This window comes from Psychroflexus planctonicus, assembly GCF_014640195.1.
GTDB lineage: Bacteria > Bacteroidota > Bacteroidia > Flavobacteriales > Flavobacteriaceae > Psychroflexus > Psychroflexus planctonicus.
On record NZ_BMGM01000005.1, the window covers coordinates 1 to 16,569 of the forward strand.

Annotated in this window: 11 protein-coding genes; 6 read left to right on the plus strand and 5 right to left on the minus strand. The window is 35.1% G+C overall.

Going from position 1 to position 16,569, the window contains the following annotated elements; genetic code table 11:
* Positions 1–3,624, minus strand: a 3,624-nt coding sequence (locus IEV72_RS06130; protein ID WP_188458223.1) for an FIDD domain-containing protein, incomplete at its 3' end; no start/stop codon positions are given.
* A 74-nt stretch (positions 3,625–3,698) separates the two neighbouring features.
* On the opposite strand from IEV72_RS06130, the gene IEV72_RS06135 reads away from it, so the two are divergent.
* Complete coding sequence (locus tag IEV72_RS06135) at positions 3,699–4,610, plus strand: NifU family protein (protein ID WP_188458224.1); 912 nt, start codon at positions 3,699–3,701, stop codon at positions 4,608–4,610.
* 932 nt (positions 4,611–5,542) lie between these two features.
* Here the strand turns inward: IEV72_RS06135 and IEV72_RS06140 are convergent.
* Positions 5,543–6,331, minus strand: coding sequence for an anti-sigma factor (locus tag IEV72_RS06140; protein WP_188458225.1), 789 nt, complete (start codon positions 6,329–6,331; stop codon positions 5,543–5,545).
* Complete coding sequence (locus IEV72_RS06145; protein ID WP_188458226.1) at positions 6,331–6,861, minus strand: RNA polymerase sigma factor; 531 nt, start codon at positions 6,859–6,861, stop codon at positions 6,331–6,333. The genes IEV72_RS06140 and IEV72_RS06145 overlap by 1 nt, the downstream gene beginning before the upstream one ends.
* A 268-nt stretch (positions 6,862–7,129) precedes the next feature.
* Here IEV72_RS06145 and IEV72_RS06150 point away from each other — a divergent pair, with 268 nt between their 5' ends.
* The 3 genes from IEV72_RS06150 to mptB are packed head-to-tail and all read left to right on the plus strand — an operon-like array spanning position 7,130 to position 10,726.
* The gene (locus tag IEV72_RS06150) at positions 7,130–7,846 is read left to right on the plus strand and encodes a glycosyltransferase family 2 protein (protein WP_188458227.1); all 717 of its coding nucleotides are present in this window, start codon (positions 7,130–7,132) and stop codon (positions 7,844–7,846) included.
* Complete coding sequence (locus tag IEV72_RS06155) at positions 7,846–9,315, plus strand: cellulose synthase family protein (protein ID WP_188458228.1); 1,470 nt, start codon at positions 7,846–7,848, stop codon at positions 9,313–9,315. The genes IEV72_RS06150 and IEV72_RS06155 overlap by 1 nt, the downstream gene beginning before the upstream one ends.
* Positions 9,316–9,358: 43 nt before the next feature.
* Entirely contained in the window at positions 9,359–10,726 is a 1,368-nt protein-coding gene (gene mptB, locus IEV72_RS06160; protein ID WP_188458229.1) for a polyprenol phosphomannose-dependent alpha 1,6 mannosyltransferase MptB, read from the plus strand.
* On the opposite strand, the gene IEV72_RS06165 is transcribed toward mptB, so the two are convergent.
* On the minus strand, positions 10,662–10,934 hold the full coding sequence (locus IEV72_RS06165) for a hypothetical protein (protein WP_188458230.1): 273 nt from the start codon (positions 10,932–10,934) through the stop codon (positions 10,662–10,664). The two genes, mptB and IEV72_RS06165, sit on opposite strands and share 65 nt — an antisense overlap.
* The gene (locus IEV72_RS06170; protein WP_188458231.1) at positions 10,935–14,414 is read right to left on the minus strand and encodes a T9SS type A sorting domain-containing protein; all 3,480 of its coding nucleotides are present in this window, start codon (positions 14,412–14,414) and stop codon (positions 10,935–10,937) included.
* Positions 14,415–14,681: 267 nt separating this feature from the next.
* Here IEV72_RS06170 and IEV72_RS06175 point away from each other — a divergent pair, with 267 nt between their 5' ends.
* Complete coding sequence (locus tag IEV72_RS06175; RefSeq protein ID WP_188458232.1) at positions 14,682–15,257, plus strand: YceI family protein; 576 nt, start codon at positions 14,682–14,684, stop codon at positions 15,255–15,257.
* Positions 15,258–15,271: 14 nt separating this feature from the next.
* Positions 15,272–16,534: a hypothetical protein gene (locus tag IEV72_RS06180; protein ID WP_188458233.1), complete on the plus strand. Its 1,263-nt coding sequence runs from the start codon at positions 15,272–15,274 to the stop codon at positions 16,532–16,534.
* Positions 16,535–16,569: the final 35 nt, after the last annotated feature.

Below are 16,569 nucleotides of genomic sequence, written 5' to 3' on the forward strand. Positions count from 1 at the left end.
GTTGTTTTCCTGATCGCTTTCGTTGGCGTAGAAGACTACTTCGAGTGCGTTATTCGCATTGGTGATTTCTTCGATTTTTTGACTTAAGTCGAAACTCGATGTTTCATCGGTCGTACTGCCGCTCTCTACATCGTCACATTCCGCTAATAAGGTTGGTGGAGTGATTTCTGGGAGTGGATCAACAATGAGTTCTATCGGTTCGATGTTGTAGCAGTCTAGCGGTGATGTGGGATCGCTTACGCGTACATACACCGTTTGTGGGGATGTTTGGTTTTGGTAAGCGGTCGGGGTGCCGATCAGTCCGCTGTTGTTGTTGGCGGCGTTTTGACTTAAATGATAGCTGATCTCAAAGTCTTCGGTGTTTTGGCCTTCGACAAATAAATCTGCTTCTACTTGGGTTAAATCGAAAAATTGGATGCCCGTTTCGTTGGTGTCGCAGGCGATTATCGGTTCGATTTCTTCTAGTAATGGGGAATTGTATATGAATAAATCTAAGGTGGTGGTTTGGACGCATTGCAAGTCTTCTATTTCTTGGAAAATACGTACATAAAGTGTTTGTTGACTTGGTTCTACGTTGGCATAAGGTGATGCCAATGGGTTTTGGCCCGTTTCTGCATCTGATGCGGTGGGGTGAAAACTCACTTGTACTTCTGGGTCTTCTAAATAGTTGATCTCGTCTACACGACTAGCTAAATCAAATCCTGAGAAAAATCCATCGTTGTTTTCATCACAGGCTTCTAAAGGAGTGACTTCTAAGTTAACATCGGTGGTTTCTATGGTGTCGATTTGGAAACTGTCAATGGCAAAACAATCTTCAACACTATTTACATTGTCTATTCGTACCCAAATTTCTTGGGGTGCGCTTTCAAATGCGGTAGGGTCGGTAATGGGATTTACGCCACCGTTAGCATCCGCAAATTCTTCAAAATAACTGATGCTGTAGTCTGCAGCAGGTTGGTTGGCTCCTAATACCAAGCCGTTTTGCTGGGTTAAATTGAATAAACCTTCACCGGATTCACCAATTTGACATTCGTCTATCGTGGGTAAAGGATTGGCGATTTCTACGTTGTATTGAAATATTTCAAAAGTAGCTATATCATAACAATCGTCACTTCCAGTGTTTTCAGCACGAAGAAAAATTGTTTGCTGATTGATATTATCAGGTAAAGTATAGTTTTCTGGGTCGTCTATTGGGTTTTCATTAGACTCTGCATCAACTTCTGTGATATGATAAGAAACATCGACGATACTTGGATCTTGGACCCCAATTGAAGTAGCATTGTTTTGAGTTAAATCGAAAATTTGTGTGGGTGGTGTAAAATCTCCACAGTTTGCTAAATCTTCTACTTGTTCTTCTTCGATTTCAGGTCTTTCAAAGAAAATAAGTTGAAAACTTTCAACAACAGCACCACGTCTATCTCCTGTAATATTTTCATTTACTCGAATCCAAATTTCGGCGGTAAAGTTTCCTGGTGGGATATTGTAATCTTCTGGGTTTTCAATTGGATTTTCAAAGTCAATAGCATCTTGTTCTGATTCAAAGTAATGCGCTTCCATGTTCAAATCTTCTAATGAAGTTGCATCGTCAGGAATAGGCTGACCTATACCGTTATGAACTAAATAATCGAATGGGTCGATTTCTAATAAACCGTTTTCTAGTTCACCACCTTCACCACAAAAAGAAATATCTGGATAAGGGAATGGTTCATCTGGATTGTCTCCAGGATCTCCATAATCTGCAGCTGGTAAAAATTCAACAACAACAGAATCTTCATCATTACAACCACCATCACCACCGATAAACACAGTATAAGTTCCTGATTCAGTTGCATTATAGGATGCATCATTTGCTCCTTCAATTAAATTACCATCTAAAAACCAATCGATTTCAATATCACAGTTTGAATCTAAAACACCGCCAAAAACGGTTAATTCTTGTTCTTCACCATAAGGTAAAACAAAATCCGTTTCAATAGTAATATCATCACCTAAATCTGCGCCAATATTAAATGAACCACCTTCAATGAATACAAAAGAATTAAATGCTGTATCATTCCAATCTGCAACCATTAGTTTCATAGTGTAAGTCTCGCAGGGAATAACATTAAAGGATGCTGTTAATCTTTTTGTTTCACCATTAATGCTATGATAAGGTGGTTGTAAATTATTAGGGTCACCATCTAAAGGAAATCTCTGAAAAAACTCTGGATAAAAAAACTGGCCAACACCTGGCCCACAATTAAAATTTGGTTGACCTGGATGAATATTAGATGCCGTTGTAGGGACAGGAACGCTCTCTCCATCAGGTATAATAGTAGCTACATTTAGGCCGCCTAAATCCACAAGATCTTCGTTAGCTGGATTACCATCAGGCCAGTATGTATTTTCATCATTAATACCAGGGCCAGAGACTATAAAAGCGAAAGGATCAGCATATGTGCAAGGAAAACTACTAGTATATTCCATTGAAGCAAAGATATAGTCAAAACTTACTTCGCTTTCAAATGAGCTAAATTCAAACTCGATTACAGTTGCATCATTTACACTGTTGCCGGGATTCCCCCCAACGGTAGCTAAAAGTTGTTCATTAGGTGCACCGCCTGGTTCAGACCAACTATTTTCAATACCAAAATCTCCAACTACTCCACCTATACCTGCACTACCAATTACCAAGCCTTCCTCAAATGGAAAACTACTACAGCCTCTTGAAAAATAACCAATACTAGATCCGTTAGGGGAACTGATTGGAGATGTTATATTATTTACATTGGCGCAATCTCCTCCACCTACCATTACATCTTCAATTAATTCTTGAAGTGTAAATTGGTCGTCTTGAGGGCTAACTGAAAGCTCATTTGTTCCAATTTCAAAACTAAAGAAAACAGGGTCTGATTCACAGAAAAATTCATCGGTAACAACCAAAGTACCTTGATAGAGGCCTGGTTCGTTAAATGCATTTTCAGGACTTTCTCCAGTAAGGGTAGTTGACCCATTATTAGGCTCATCAATTTCCCAAGTAAATGTAAGGTCTTCATTTGGGGTTTCATTAGATGCATTGGCATCTGCATTAAAAATTATTCCTTCATTTTGAGGAAAAGTAATTAAGTCTGAACCTGGTTCAGAACAAACATTATCTGCTTCAATACTTAGTATTATAGCTTCTAAATCTTGACAAGGTTCTCTACAATCTATAACCGCTTCAAAACCTACAGCGGTGAAATTTGGGGGTACAAAACCAGCATCGTAGACAATGGTTATGCATCCCGTTGGATTATCTTCAGTAGCGCTTATATAACCGCCATTGGGTAAATTTTCTTCTTCAGTGAACAGCACTGGAGCATCAGTATTATCTCCATCATAAATAACAAACTGATTTGTAAAATTATTATCTGGAATATCAAACTCAGTAAAATCTATTGTACTTAACAAGCCTTCTTCATCAGGGCAAATTACTAAAGTGTGGTTGTAATTTGATATTTGACCATCATCATTATTCGCAATTAGCGTACTTTCACAAGTGTTGATTTGATCATCTTCTTCTAAGTCTTCTAACCAGTTATAGTCTTGACTATAGGTTGTTGCTGAGAAGAGCAATATAAATAAGGGTAAAAATTTCTTTAACATATAGTTATCATTTCGTGCGTAAATATATTCAAAGTATTGATTTTCTTTTAGTATTTTCGCAAAAAATTACATAAATGAAGTCTTATTCTTTTGAAATACAAGCCACAACGAACCCATCAATCCTGAAATTTGTCGCCAACGACTTCTTGGTTAACCACCAAAGTTTTGAGTTTAAAAACATTGAAGAAGCACAAGCTTCTCCGCTTGCTCAAAAATTGTTTCATTTTCCTTTTGTAAAAACGGTTTATATCACACAAAATTTAGTTGCCATTGAAAAATATAACATAATTGAATGGGAAGAAGTGCAAAATGATGTACTACATACAATTCAAGATTTTATCAATAATGGGGGAAGTATTGTTCAAGATACTACCAAAGCTAAAAAAACACCGGTAACCGTTTATGCAGAAAGTACTCCCAATCCTGGCGTTTTAAAATTTGTTGCTAATAAAAAACTGGTCTTACAATCGGTTGAATTCAAAAGCATTGAAGACGCAAAAGCTTCACCTTTAGCTCAGAAGTTGTTTCATTTTCCTTTTGTAAAAGAAGTTTTTATGGACAGTAATTACGTTTCGGTTCAAAAATATGATATTGTTGAATGGGAAGAAGTAACCACAGAAGTTCGAGAGTTTATTAAAAACTTTATTGAATCTGGCGAAACGGTAATAGACCAAAAATTAATGAAAGATACTGCTTCAGAAAAAACTGATGCAGATTCAACTAGTGCTTCTTTTGAAGAATTAGACGACATATCCCAACAAATTGTTAGCATTTTAGATGAATATGTAAAGCCAGCTGTAGCGAGTGATGGCGGCAATATAGTATTTGATTCTTACAATGATGAAACCAAAGAAGTAAAAGTAATTTTACAAGGTGCTTGCAGTGGTTGCCCATCTTCTACTATGACGCTCAAAAACGGTATTGAAACCATGCTAAAAGACATGTTGCATGGGAAAGTAAATCATGTAGTTGCTATTAATGGGTAAATGTTTTTTTTAAGATGCAGCCCATTCAGAGTTACAGATTGCAAATTATCTCTATTTGTGTTGTTCTTGAAATACAAATTGAACCCGTTGAGCATTTTGACAAAATTCTGTTAATTCGAGTGAATTTCACGATTAAAATGTGTGATTCCGAAGTCTCGGGAGTATCGAGAATATGAATTTTTCAATACGAACAGGTTCTTTATACAATTTTTCAAAAAAATCACTAATAGGACGTCTTTACTTAATTTGTGTGTTTTCAGCGACTTTCAAACTGGTTTACTGGTTTTACTATTAACCTGAGTTCGATTAAAAAAAAAATAAAGTATTGAAAATCAACATACACCCTCCTTAGTCCTCCCTCAAGGGAGGATACTTGTAGTGAAAATATCCCCTGGAAGGGTTTATAGGGGTGTTATTATGTCGAAATATTATTGTATATAGGTTAAATAATTGAAATACAATGATATATAAGTCGAACTCAGGTTATTAATGAATAATTTTGATTGAAATTTTTTTCCTGAAGGGAAATGCCAAAAGGCAAAGGGTGTTTTTATATTTTATAGTTTACACCAATCCCTAAACCTTCCCTAGATGGAAGGGAAGAAGCCAATGCATAATTTAAATGAAAAATTTTATTTTAACTCAAAATGCACAATGGGTAAATTGAATAAATAATTATGCCACGAATGCACGAATAATTCTAATCAATAGGTTTTTGGGTTTAACTCATAATCGGTTACGTCAACTAAATTAGTAGAAACCTATCCAAAACTGTCATTCTGAAAAAATTTTTGTTAATACTGCTGTTTCGAATGCATGCGGAATGACAGGTTTATTTGGACTTTTCACTTAAAAAATTAGACTAAACGCTCTGCGAAGTCTCTAGACTTAACAACGACTAAATGTTTTTTAACTTTCAAAAAATCAAGATATTAAACCGTTCCTAAGACGTACAAGTTAGATAATGTTGGTGTTTCGCTTCCTCCAGCAGGTTCTAAGGTAATTCCAAATGCTTCAGATGTAGGAATATTTTTAATTTCAAAAATTTTGCTATCAGAATTTTCAAAATTTTCAATTACACCAATGCTAGAAGGCGTGAGCGGATCCATTAATAAAGACCAAGCTTGATACACCATTCCTTCTGGTGGTTCAGGTAAACCTTGTAAATCTAGATAAGCAACTTGTGATTCTTCATCATAGAAAACTTTTGCATACGCGTTTTCTATTACGTCTTCATTTGCAGGTAAATCAATTACATCTATATTGTTATTTCTTATAAATGCTAAAATTTCTGCTTGACCTTGCAAGTCGTTTTTAGCTTCGAGTAATCTATTTTCGATCTCTTGTTTTTCTAATGCTGCTTGTTCTAATTCGTTAGTAAGTGTTGATTTTTGTTGAAACATCCAAAAAATGCCTACTAACAATGCTGCAACTGCTGCCCAAGCTAGTAAGGAACTCCAATTTTGTTTCTTTGAAACCGAAACTACCGTATCTTGGTCGCGTAGACCTTGATAAATTTGCACAAAATTTTCAGGTTTAGATCCTGGCGAAACTGCTCTTGATAATTGTAAAGCAACTTTTTCAATTCGCTCTACTTCTGCTTGTACGCTTGGATATTTGCTCACTGCTGCTGCAATTTCTTGCATTTCATTTTCTGGCAGTACACCATAAACAAATAGTTCCAATTGCCCAGATTCTATGTATTCGTTTGCATCCTTCATCACGCTTCAATTTCTTCTCTTAACTTTTTTAAACAATTTCTATTTCTAGATTTTACAGTTCCTAAAGGAATTTCCAAAGTTTCTGCTGCTTCATTTTGGGTATATCCTTTAAAAAATAATAAATCGATTACCCGTTTACAAATGGGTTTTAATTTATTTACCCATTTACCAATACCAATGCTGTCTGTTTTTCCGTCCAGATTTTCATCGTTTTCTAAAAAGAAAGCAAAAGTTTCTACATCTTCATTTTTTTGAGCATTTTTAAATGCTTTAGAACGTATTTTATCAATTGCTGCGTTTCTAGCAATATTCAAAAGCCAGGTAAAAAACCTTCCTTTGTTACCCGTATATGATTCTGCTTTATCCCAGACTTTTAAAAATACGTCTTGCATTACTTCATCGGCAACAGCCACATCTTTTACAATTACATGTATGACGCCAAAAATGTTTTCAGAATACAATTCATATATTTTTGCAAAGGCGCGCTCATCTTTTTGTTGTAGCCGTTCTATTAATAAATCGGGTTGCATGTAATTTTTTTTACTAAACTAATCTTTTTTATTCACTGATAAAATTTTTTGAAAAAAAATTGCGACACCCCACAACAAGTGTCGCAATCAAAACACAACAACCAAACCATCAAAAACCAAAACATTACATCAAATAACCTTGTTGTGTTTGTATTATTTACGTAAATATTCCAATCATGGTTCAATTGGAATGTAATTTTTTATAAAATCAGGCGACCATAGTGAACAGAAACTTACTTTTGTAATTCTTGAAAACGATATTTTTACGTTGAAAAACCCTACACAAAACTTAGCAAACCAATTGATATACGTTATTATTCCTGCGTTTAATGAAGAAAAATCGATTGCTCATGTAATTCGAGCTATTCCTAATTTTGTTGAAGAAATAATTGTAGTAAGCAACCGCTCTACAGACCAAACGGAAAAAGTAGCTCAACAAGCTGGTGCAACTGTTCTTTCTGAACCCAGAAAAGGCTACGGTTACGCCTGTTTAAAAGGAATGGAATACCTAAAAAACAAAAGCATCAAACCAGAAATAGTAGTTTTTTTGGATGGCGATTTTAGCGATTATCCAGAAGAAATGCCTAAATTAATTAAACCTATCTTAGAAAATGAAGTTGATATGGTAATTGGTGCTAGAAATAAAAAACTCCGTGAACCGGGTAGCATGACATTCCCACAAATTTTTGGAAATTGGCTTGCCACTTTTTTAATGAAGTTACTTTACCAAGCCAAATTTACTGACTTGGGTCCGTTTCGTGCCATTGCTTACCAAAAATTATTACTATTAGAAATGCAAGACAAAACCTACGGTTGGACGGTAGAAATGCAATTGAAAGCCATAAAACACGAATTAAAATATACCGAAGTTCCCGTGAAATACCGAAACCGAATTGGTGTGTCTAAAGTTTCTGGAACCCTAAAAGGCGCGTTTATGGCAGGCGTTAAAATATTAGGTTGGATTTTTAAATATCGAGTAAAATAATGCACTTAGCAATTCTTATTACATACATTTTTTTGCTGCTCATCATCTTCTGTTACAGTTTGGTGCAGCTTAATTTATTGTATAATTATGTAAAGTGGAATAAATTAAAATCAGCATCACCTCAACTATTTAATTTTGAAAATTTAGATGAAATTCCACTCGTAAGCATACAACTTCCTATTTATAATGAAAAATACGTAGCTAAAAGACTGATTCAACAAATTTGTAAATTGGAATATCCTACAGAAAAATTAGAAATTCAAGTTTTGGATGATTCAACAGATGCTTCAGCTGAAGTAAATAGAAGTTATGTTGAAGCTTTTCAGCAAAAAGGAATCGATATTAGTTATATACATCGAGAAAACCGAAACGGCTTCAAAGCTGGTGCACTCAAAGAAGGTCTTGCAGCAGCAAAAGGAGAATTCATTGCTATTTTTGATGCCGATTTCCTTCCTAAAAAAGATTGGCTACACAAAACCATTCCGTATTTTAAAGATGAAAAAATTGGAGTAGTTCAAACCCGTTGGGGACATTTAAATAAAGAACATTCATTAATTACCAAAGTGCAAGCTTTTGCGTTGGATTTTCATTTTGTATTAGAGCAAGTGGGAAGAAGCTTTGGCAATCATTTTATCAATTTTAATGGAACTGCTGGCGTGTGGCGAAAATCCTGTATTTTGGATGCAGGAAACTGGCAAGGCGACACCTTAACCGAAGATTTAGACCTCAGCTATCGCGCTCAATTAAAAGGTTGGAAGTTTAAGTATTTACTCGATGTTGAAACTCCTGCAGAGCTTCCTATTGTAATAAGTGCTGCACGTTCACAGCAATTTAGATGGAACAAAGGAGCAGCGGAAAATTTTCAAAAAAACTACTTTACTTTAGTCAATCAACCGCATTTAAATTGGAGTAATAAAATTCATGCTTTTTTTCATTTATTAAACAGCAGCTTATTTGCGGTGGTTTTAGCCTTAGCCATATTAAGTATTCCTGTTTTATACATTAAAGATCAGTTTCCTGAGTGGGATTGGCTATTTTACATCATGGCTTTTTTAGGCTTAAGTACTTTTATCTTCATCATTGCTTATGGTTTTACCTATCGAAAAATGGAAGGCAAAAAAGCTTCATTTTGGAAATTTATAGGCTTGTTTCTAAGCTTTTTTTCCATTGCTATGGGCATGTCGGTGAACAACACTAAAGCTGTTTTAGAAGGACATCTAGGCAAGAAATCAAGTTTTGTACGTACCCCAAAATTCAATAGTGTGCAAAAGAAAAAAATCAATGCAAAAGCATTTAGCAAAGCATCTTTTTCTTGGGAATACATATTAGAATTTTTATTGGTTTTCTACTTTATTTTTGGCATTTACAGCGCGTTTAAATTGAATGATTTTGGATTGTTGCCTTTCCATTTAATGTTGTTATTTGGTTTTGGTTTTATCAGTTACAAAAGCTTGTTTAGTAAAAGCTAACTCATCTTGAAAATATTTAAATAATTTTACACAAAAGATTTACATGATTTTAGCAAACAAAACTTTTAATAACCTGCTTGTTTTTGTTTGCGCTTTGCTGTATTTCTACTTTGCATATTTTCTAGACCGAAGTGATTTTTACTTGCTTTTTGGGCTCTACTCACTTTTGTTCTTGATTTTTGTTATCCTGATGCAGAAATCGAATTTCAGCTTTACGCAACTCACTTGGATTTCGATTGGTTTGCGACTTATTTTTCTATTTAGTTTGCCCATTCTTTCACAAGATTTCTATCGATTTATCTGGGACGGAAGAATGCTAGCCGAAGGAATAAGCCCGTACTTGTTTACACCCAAGCAAATTATGGAACAAAACCCTGATCTAATTCAGCAATCCCAAGAATTGGTTAATGGAATGCAAGATTTAAATGCTAGCCATTACTCCAATTATCCACCGGTGAGTCAATGGATTTACTTTTTGGCTGCAAAGCTTGCTCCAAATTCCATTATAGGTGCAGCCGTCGTCATGCGTGTGGTACTAATTTTAGCTGATATCGGCATAATTTTCATCGGAAAAAAAATCCTTCAGCATTTTCAGCTTCCTGTGAAAAACATTTTTTGGTTTGCGCTTAATCCACTTATTATTCTCGAATTAACAGGCAACCTTCATTTTGAAGGAATAATGCTGTTTTTAGTACTGCTTACTATTTATTTGCTTATTCAATTCAAATGGATTTTTTCTGCTTTGTTTTTTGGACTTTCAGTGGCCACTAAATTGCTTCCGTTGGTGTTGCTACCCGTGTTTTATCAATTTTTCAAGAATAAGAATAAAGATGCTGGTTTATTTTCAACAAAACAATTCTTTCAATTTAGCTGCTATTCATTACTAAGCATTTCTGTTTTCATATTGAGTTTTTGGGGCTTAGCAGAAGAAGACTTTATCAGCCATTTTACAGAAAGTATAGGTTTGTGGTTTGGCACATTTGAGTTTAATGCAAGTTTTTATTATCTATTTAGGTGGGTTGGCTTTCAATTGGTCGGTTGGAATACCATCGAAACGCTAAGTAAAATATTAGCTGTTTTGATTTTTATTTTTGTAATATGGTTGGCTTTTTTTACAACTTCAAAAAAAGGGAAAAATGTATTTGTAAGCTTGGTATTTGCTGCTAGTTTTTATCTCTTTTTTTCCACTACTGTACATCCTTGGTATTTGGCTACTCCTTTGCTTTTGAGTGTTTTTACGCAATTTAGGTTTGTAGTGGTTTGGTCTTTTTTGGTAATGTTGAGCTACGCTGCATATCAACAAAAAATTTATCAAGAAAATTTATGGTTAGTAGCTTTAGAGTACCTTATTGTTTTAAGTTATTTGGCTTACGAACTGTTTTACAAGAAGTCAAAAATAAAATTGGCTTAAAGTAACAAAAAGCAATTGCCATTGCCAAAAGCATAAGCAAAAACCAATTCTCTAAAGGCATTTCAGGAACATCTTTCACCAAAGCACCATCACCGCCATCGCCGGGTGGAGAAGATGGAGTTGCAGAGCCAGGACTTTGCAATGAATAAGCAAATCCATAATAGAATAGACCAACCAAAAACAGAACATAATGTAGTTTTTTCTTCACTTATTCTACTATTAATTTGTGGGTTAAAATAGTTTTAGCCTGTTTTAATTCAACTAAAAACACACCTGCTTTAAGTTTACCAATATCTATTTCTTCTGTTTCGGAATCAGCTTCAAATGAAGTTGAAATAATGAGCCTTCCCAGTAAATCGTAAACAGTAACTTCAATATATTCGTCTGATTGAAAAGCATGTTCTATCTTCATTATTCCATTGGAAACTGGATTGGGATAGATTTTTATTTCAGGTTGAATTTCAGAAATAATTGATAGCGGAATTTCTTCCAAAATTAATTGAAAACGTTCTGTTGAAATACTTTCTGGAATAGTTTGATCTACCACAAAATTGTGAACATTAGTGGAAGCATTTTCCAAAGCATATACTTCATCTTCATATCGATCTCTTAAAAAAACATCGTGAGTACTTAAATTGTTAATATCGATAGCTAGCTGATAATCGTTTGCTAAATAATTTCCACTATACAATTGAATGGTGTCGTTTTCTGCAAGTGGTTTTTTTTCTATTGCCAACCAATAATTTGGTTTGCTAATGGCTAAGTATTCTGCATTATTCCAAAGTTTTTTAGCATCTTCAAAAGTAACGGCTTCTGAAAAGGCATCATCAAAAACTACACATGCTCCATCAATTGTACTTGAGTTTTCAGCCGCTAAAGTCATTTTGATTTCTGGCATAGCCGAGATAGCAAAAGTTTCTACATTTAGGGTTTCTTCCGTTTTATGGCTTTCTTCAAAAGTAATCGAAGATGATGTATCCGATGTTTCCATAAAAAAAGCCTGACTAGGTTGAAGCCGTTCATTTGCTGCGGAAGCAGGAGTTGTAGTTACTGGGTCTTCAGATAAATCGATAGCTGTGTAACCGCCAGTCTCACCAATGTTAGGATCCCAAATGTACATGAAATTGGTGTTGAGTCCTGTTGTAGTTATGGTCTTTACATCTACTTGTGCTTGATATGGGTTGCCAATTAAGGCAAATTCTTCTGCTGCTGTTGGCATTTGGGATGTTGGAATACTAAATGTGCCTATTTCAGGACTACCCAAACTTCGTAAAACGGTTGAGCCACCTTGGGCATCATTTGAATTTAAATTGGTTGATCGATCGCCACGCACCATTAACGCATAAGCTTTGCCCGCTTCTAAATTAGTTGCGTTGGTATTGGGAATGGCCGACCATGCTTGAGTTGTATTATTCCAAGTAAATAAAGATGGATTTCCAGTTAATGTAGCATCAAAACCATCGGCTCCGCTTGTTGAACCTGTAATGTGAGTTCCAAAACCAGGATTGGGATTTTGGTTGTCTGCGGGATAGTTTGTACCCGTATTATTTACTCCTTCTTGCCAGTTGGCTCTGATGTTTTCTGTAGAACTTACCGGAGAAGACACATATCGGAATGAACGATTGGCATTGCTAAAATAGCGTTCTACACGGATGTTTCCTGAGATGTTTCCTCCAGTAACTTCTGGAATAATAGCGGTTTTTGTGGCAGAACTTTTTAAAGTTAAGTTTCCATTAGAAGTAAAAGTTCCATTTTTTAATATGAATTTATCATGAATGTTTAAGGTATCTGAAATGCTTATTGCACCACTACCATTCATTTCAAATTCGCTTAAGGCATTTTCTCCCGCTGTTTGCACAAATTTTAAGTTTCCTGCTGAAGCGTTGGTTGAACTGAACAAAAATCGAGATGCTACTGAAGCTTTTAAGGCAGAATCATCATTAAAAACTACACTTGTATTGGTCGCATCACCGAGTTGCAACTGATTTCCATTTAAATTTAAAATAGCTTGATCTGACATTTGTAAACCATCTCCATTTCCTGAAATAATGATATCTTGATTCAATGTTACTTCTCCTCCGTCAGTTTTGGCAATGATTAAAAAAGGAACTTCAAACTCTGTATTAGCGTTTAAATCTTGATTAGTACTGCCTTCTAAAAATAGAGCTCTTCCATTATCCTGGAAAGTTCCATTATTGGTAAAGTTTCCAAATACTTTTAAGTCGCCACCTGATAAATCTGATAAAGAAATTTGGCCATTATTGAGAAAATTACCTTCAACAACTAAGGAGGCTGTCATATCTTCAGACGCAAAATCCATCAGCATAAAACTACCCGCATCTATAGTCAAGTTTCCTTTCATGATGGCATCAAAACCACTGCGTTCATGACCTAAAGTTATGGCCGTATTATTTTGAAGAATTACATTGTAAGGAGTCCCTTGACCTTGCGGATCTGCTGGATCAACATTACTCCATTCTGATCGTCTTTGATAAGGAGCAGTTACGTTACTTCCAGCGTTGTATATTAAAGTTGACCCATTTGCATAAATTGGTGAGTTTGCATTCACAAAACTGCCTGAATTTAGGGTTAAGCTACCTGTAATCGTGCACGTTGTTCCAAATGAAACACCGCCATTATTTAAAACTACATCGTTTAAGCTTAAAGTGCCAGAAATAGAACCGCTGCCAAGAAAGTTGATAGTGCCGTTGGCGTGATTCAAAGTACCGTCATTACTTAGTGTTCCGTTATCCCGTATGCTTAGTGTTTCGTTATCTAAAAAATTAAGCGTAGCGCCTGAATTAATTTCAATACTTTCTACTTCACGGTCATCAGTTAAAGTTAAATCGTGAGCTACAATTACATCGGCATCATTCGGGGGTATTTCGCCAGCACGCCATGATGAAGCTGAATTCCAATTGGTTGCTCCCGATTGCGTAATGTATTCTGAACGGACCGTGTAGGAATAGTTTGAGTCTGAGTTGTTGTTGATTCTCAAAGAAATTAAATCATGATTACTAGTAGAAGTAGCATTTACAGTAGTAGAATAAGCATAGAAAAAAACATTTTTCCCAGCTGTGTTAAAAGTATCTGGAATAGTTGCTGTACCCGATGAAGCTGTTGAAGTAGCAAAACTTACTTCTACCAGATTACTTGTTGCAAATCCATCATCAGTATAACGAATAAAAACTCTTTCTTCAACCGATTTATTTCCAGATAAGGTGACTGTAATATCGACATCTTCACCAAAAAAAACATCATCATTAAAAGATAAACTACTTATATCTATTGGCGAATTGCTAGTTTCCATAATCACTGCATTACGATTGGCATATGCTAAACCTTCAATTTGAAAAGTATAGTACTTTCCTGAAGTTGCACCAGAAGAAATAACACCATTTGGAGAAGCACCATCCCCGTGAAACAGAGTAAAAACTGAATTTAATGCTGAACCTCCATTTTGCCATTTGTTAGCACCAAGATCCCATTCAATTACATACTCATCGTCATTTGAATCTGCTTGCACGATTAAAGACCTAAAATTAGCTCCTGCAGCTCCATCTACAAAAGTTCTTGTATTTGTAAAATTTCCGTCAAATTCAGCAATCCATGAATAATTAGCTGGTTGCCCATACAAACCAAATTGCACGCACAATAGCATTCCGAAAAATGTAAACCCTAACTTCATCTAGACTAAATTACTGGTTAAAACTAACTATAATTTCATAAACAAAAAACCATAAGATTGATAAATCAATACTCATTTAGCAATAAAAATAAGTTATTAACAACTACATCGTTTTCGAATTTAAAACTTCTCATTTTTCAGATTTTCAAAGCATTATATCTAGTAAGCTGTATTCTACATTTAAGTTTGTTTTCCTGATGAATGTCATTTCAGAAACAGAATTACAGACCTAGTTTTGCTTGAACAAATCATAATAAATTTTGTAGTATGAAAATCACAAATCGATTACATCAAATTTGGATATTCATTTTCTTAGTTGCTTCTGGATTTACATTACAAGCACAAGAAAAGTTTACTATCTCTAATCACAAAATCCTAATTGAAGGAACTTCAAATATTCACGATTGGGAAATGGATGTTGAAAAAGTGAATGGTTTTATTGAAATGAAAACCGAAAACGATGAGATTACAATTTCAAATATGTCTTTAACCATCCCGGTGAAATCCATGAAAAGTGGAAAAGGAAAAATGGATAGCAATACGTATGAAGCACTAAAAGAAAAGAAAAACCCCAACATTACTTTTTCCTTTCTTGAAACTACCAAAGTTGAAAAAACAGGAAATTCTACATACAAAATAGATATAAAAGGAAAATTAACAATAGCAGGAAACACACAAAGTGTAGTCATTCCAATTGTTATAGACACTCAAAAAACAAACTTAACAGCAAGCTACAACTTAAACATGACAGATTTTGGTGTTGATCCACCAACTGCTGTTTTTGGAACTATTAAAACAGGTGATGCTGTTAGCTTAAACTTTAACCTAAACTATACTAAATAATAAACTACAGAAAAATGAAAACAATTTTAAGAACCTTCGCAATTATTTTGGCACTTGGTATGTTCAACCAAGGATTTGCTCAGAAAAGAGATCTAGACAATTACCGTTTGCCCGACCAACGTGGTATAAACGACTTTGAAGCTCCAAAAGATACCTTAACTACTTTTGATGGTCTTCAAGTACGAATCGGTGGAGCATCTACACTTCAATTTCAAGCATTAGATCATTCTAACGCTTCAACTGGTGCAGAATTAGCAGAATTAGAAAGCAACTTCAACTTAGCTACAGCTAACTTAGATTTAGATGTTGTGTTGTATGATGGTGTGCGTATGCATTTAAGAACTTATTTATCTTCTAGACACCACCCGGAACCATACGTAAAAGGTGGTTACATACAAATAGATAAGCTGGAGTTTATAAAAGAAGGCTTTATGGAAGACTTGATGAAGTACGTTACCGTAAGATTTGGACACATGGAAAACAACTATGGTGATGCACACTTTAGAAGATCAGACAACGCGCAAGCCATGTACAATCCATTTATTGGAAACTACTTAATGGATTCGTTTACTACTGAGGTAGGTGGAGAAATTTACTACCGAAGAAACGGATGGATTGCAATGCTTGGAGCAACCAATGGCAAACTAAACCAATCTGTGGTAGATGTACCAACAAGCCCTTCAGTAATTGCAAAATTTGGTTTCGACAAACAATTAAACCAAGACTTAAGAACTCGTTTAACAGCATCTGTTTACAATTCTGCAAGAAGTGCTAAAAACTTTCTTTATGATGGTGACAGAGCTGGATCAAGATACTATTTTGTAATGGAAGATCCAGATGCAAGCTCAGCAGGAAACTTTAGATCAGGTAGAGTTAATCCTGGGTTTGGAACACAAGTTACTGCAATAATGGTTAACCCTTTTGTAAAATACAAAAACTTTGAATTCTTCGGATTGTATGAAAATTCTTCTGGAGAAGGCTTTGGACCTAACCCAGCAAACAGAACTTACAATCATTATGCAGCAGAAGCTATTTATCGATTTGGCGCTACTGAAGACTTTTATGTAGGAGCGAGATATAGCTATGTAGATGGCGAAGAAGCATACGGAGATGTAGAAATTGACCGCTTACAATTAGGTGCGGGTTGGTTTATGACCAAAAACATATTAGCAAAAATTGAATATGTTAGCCAAAACTACACTGGTTTTGAAACGGGAAGTAATTTTGACGGTGGAAAATTTGATGGAATTAGCCTTGAAGCCGTTATTAGTTTCTAATGTTTAACTTTAAGCCTTTGTAAATAAGATTTCGC

Bases quoted from the DNA above. Each gene is read 5' to 3' on its own strand.
- IEV72_RS06140 (WP_188458225.1), bottom strand. From the start codon at position 6,331: ATGAAGGATGCAAACGAATACATAGAATCTGGGCAATTGGAACTATTT.
- IEV72_RS06175 (WP_188458232.1), top strand. From the start codon at position 14,682: ATGAAAATCACAAATCGATTACATCAAATTTGGATATTCATTTTCTTA.
- IEV72_RS06170 (WP_188458231.1), bottom strand. From the start codon at position 14,414: ATGAAGTTAGGGTTTACATTTTTCGGAATGCTATTGTGCGTGCAATTT.
- mptB (WP_188458229.1), top strand. From the start codon at position 9,359: ATGATTTTAGCAAACAAAACTTTTAATAACCTGCTTGTTTTTGTTTGC.
- IEV72_RS06180 (WP_188458233.1), top strand. From the start codon at position 15,272: ATGAAAACAATTTTAAGAACCTTCGCAATTATTTTGGCACTTGGTATG.
- IEV72_RS06135 (WP_188458224.1), top strand. From the start codon at position 3,699: ATGAAGTCTTATTCTTTTGAAATACAAGCCACAACGAACCCATCAATC.
- IEV72_RS06155 (WP_188458228.1), top strand. From the start codon at position 7,846: ATGCACTTAGCAATTCTTATTACATACATTTTTTTGCTGCTCATCATC.
- IEV72_RS06145 (WP_188458226.1), bottom strand. From the start codon at position 6,861: ATGCAACCCGATTTATTAATAGAACGGCTACAACAAAAAGATGAGCGC.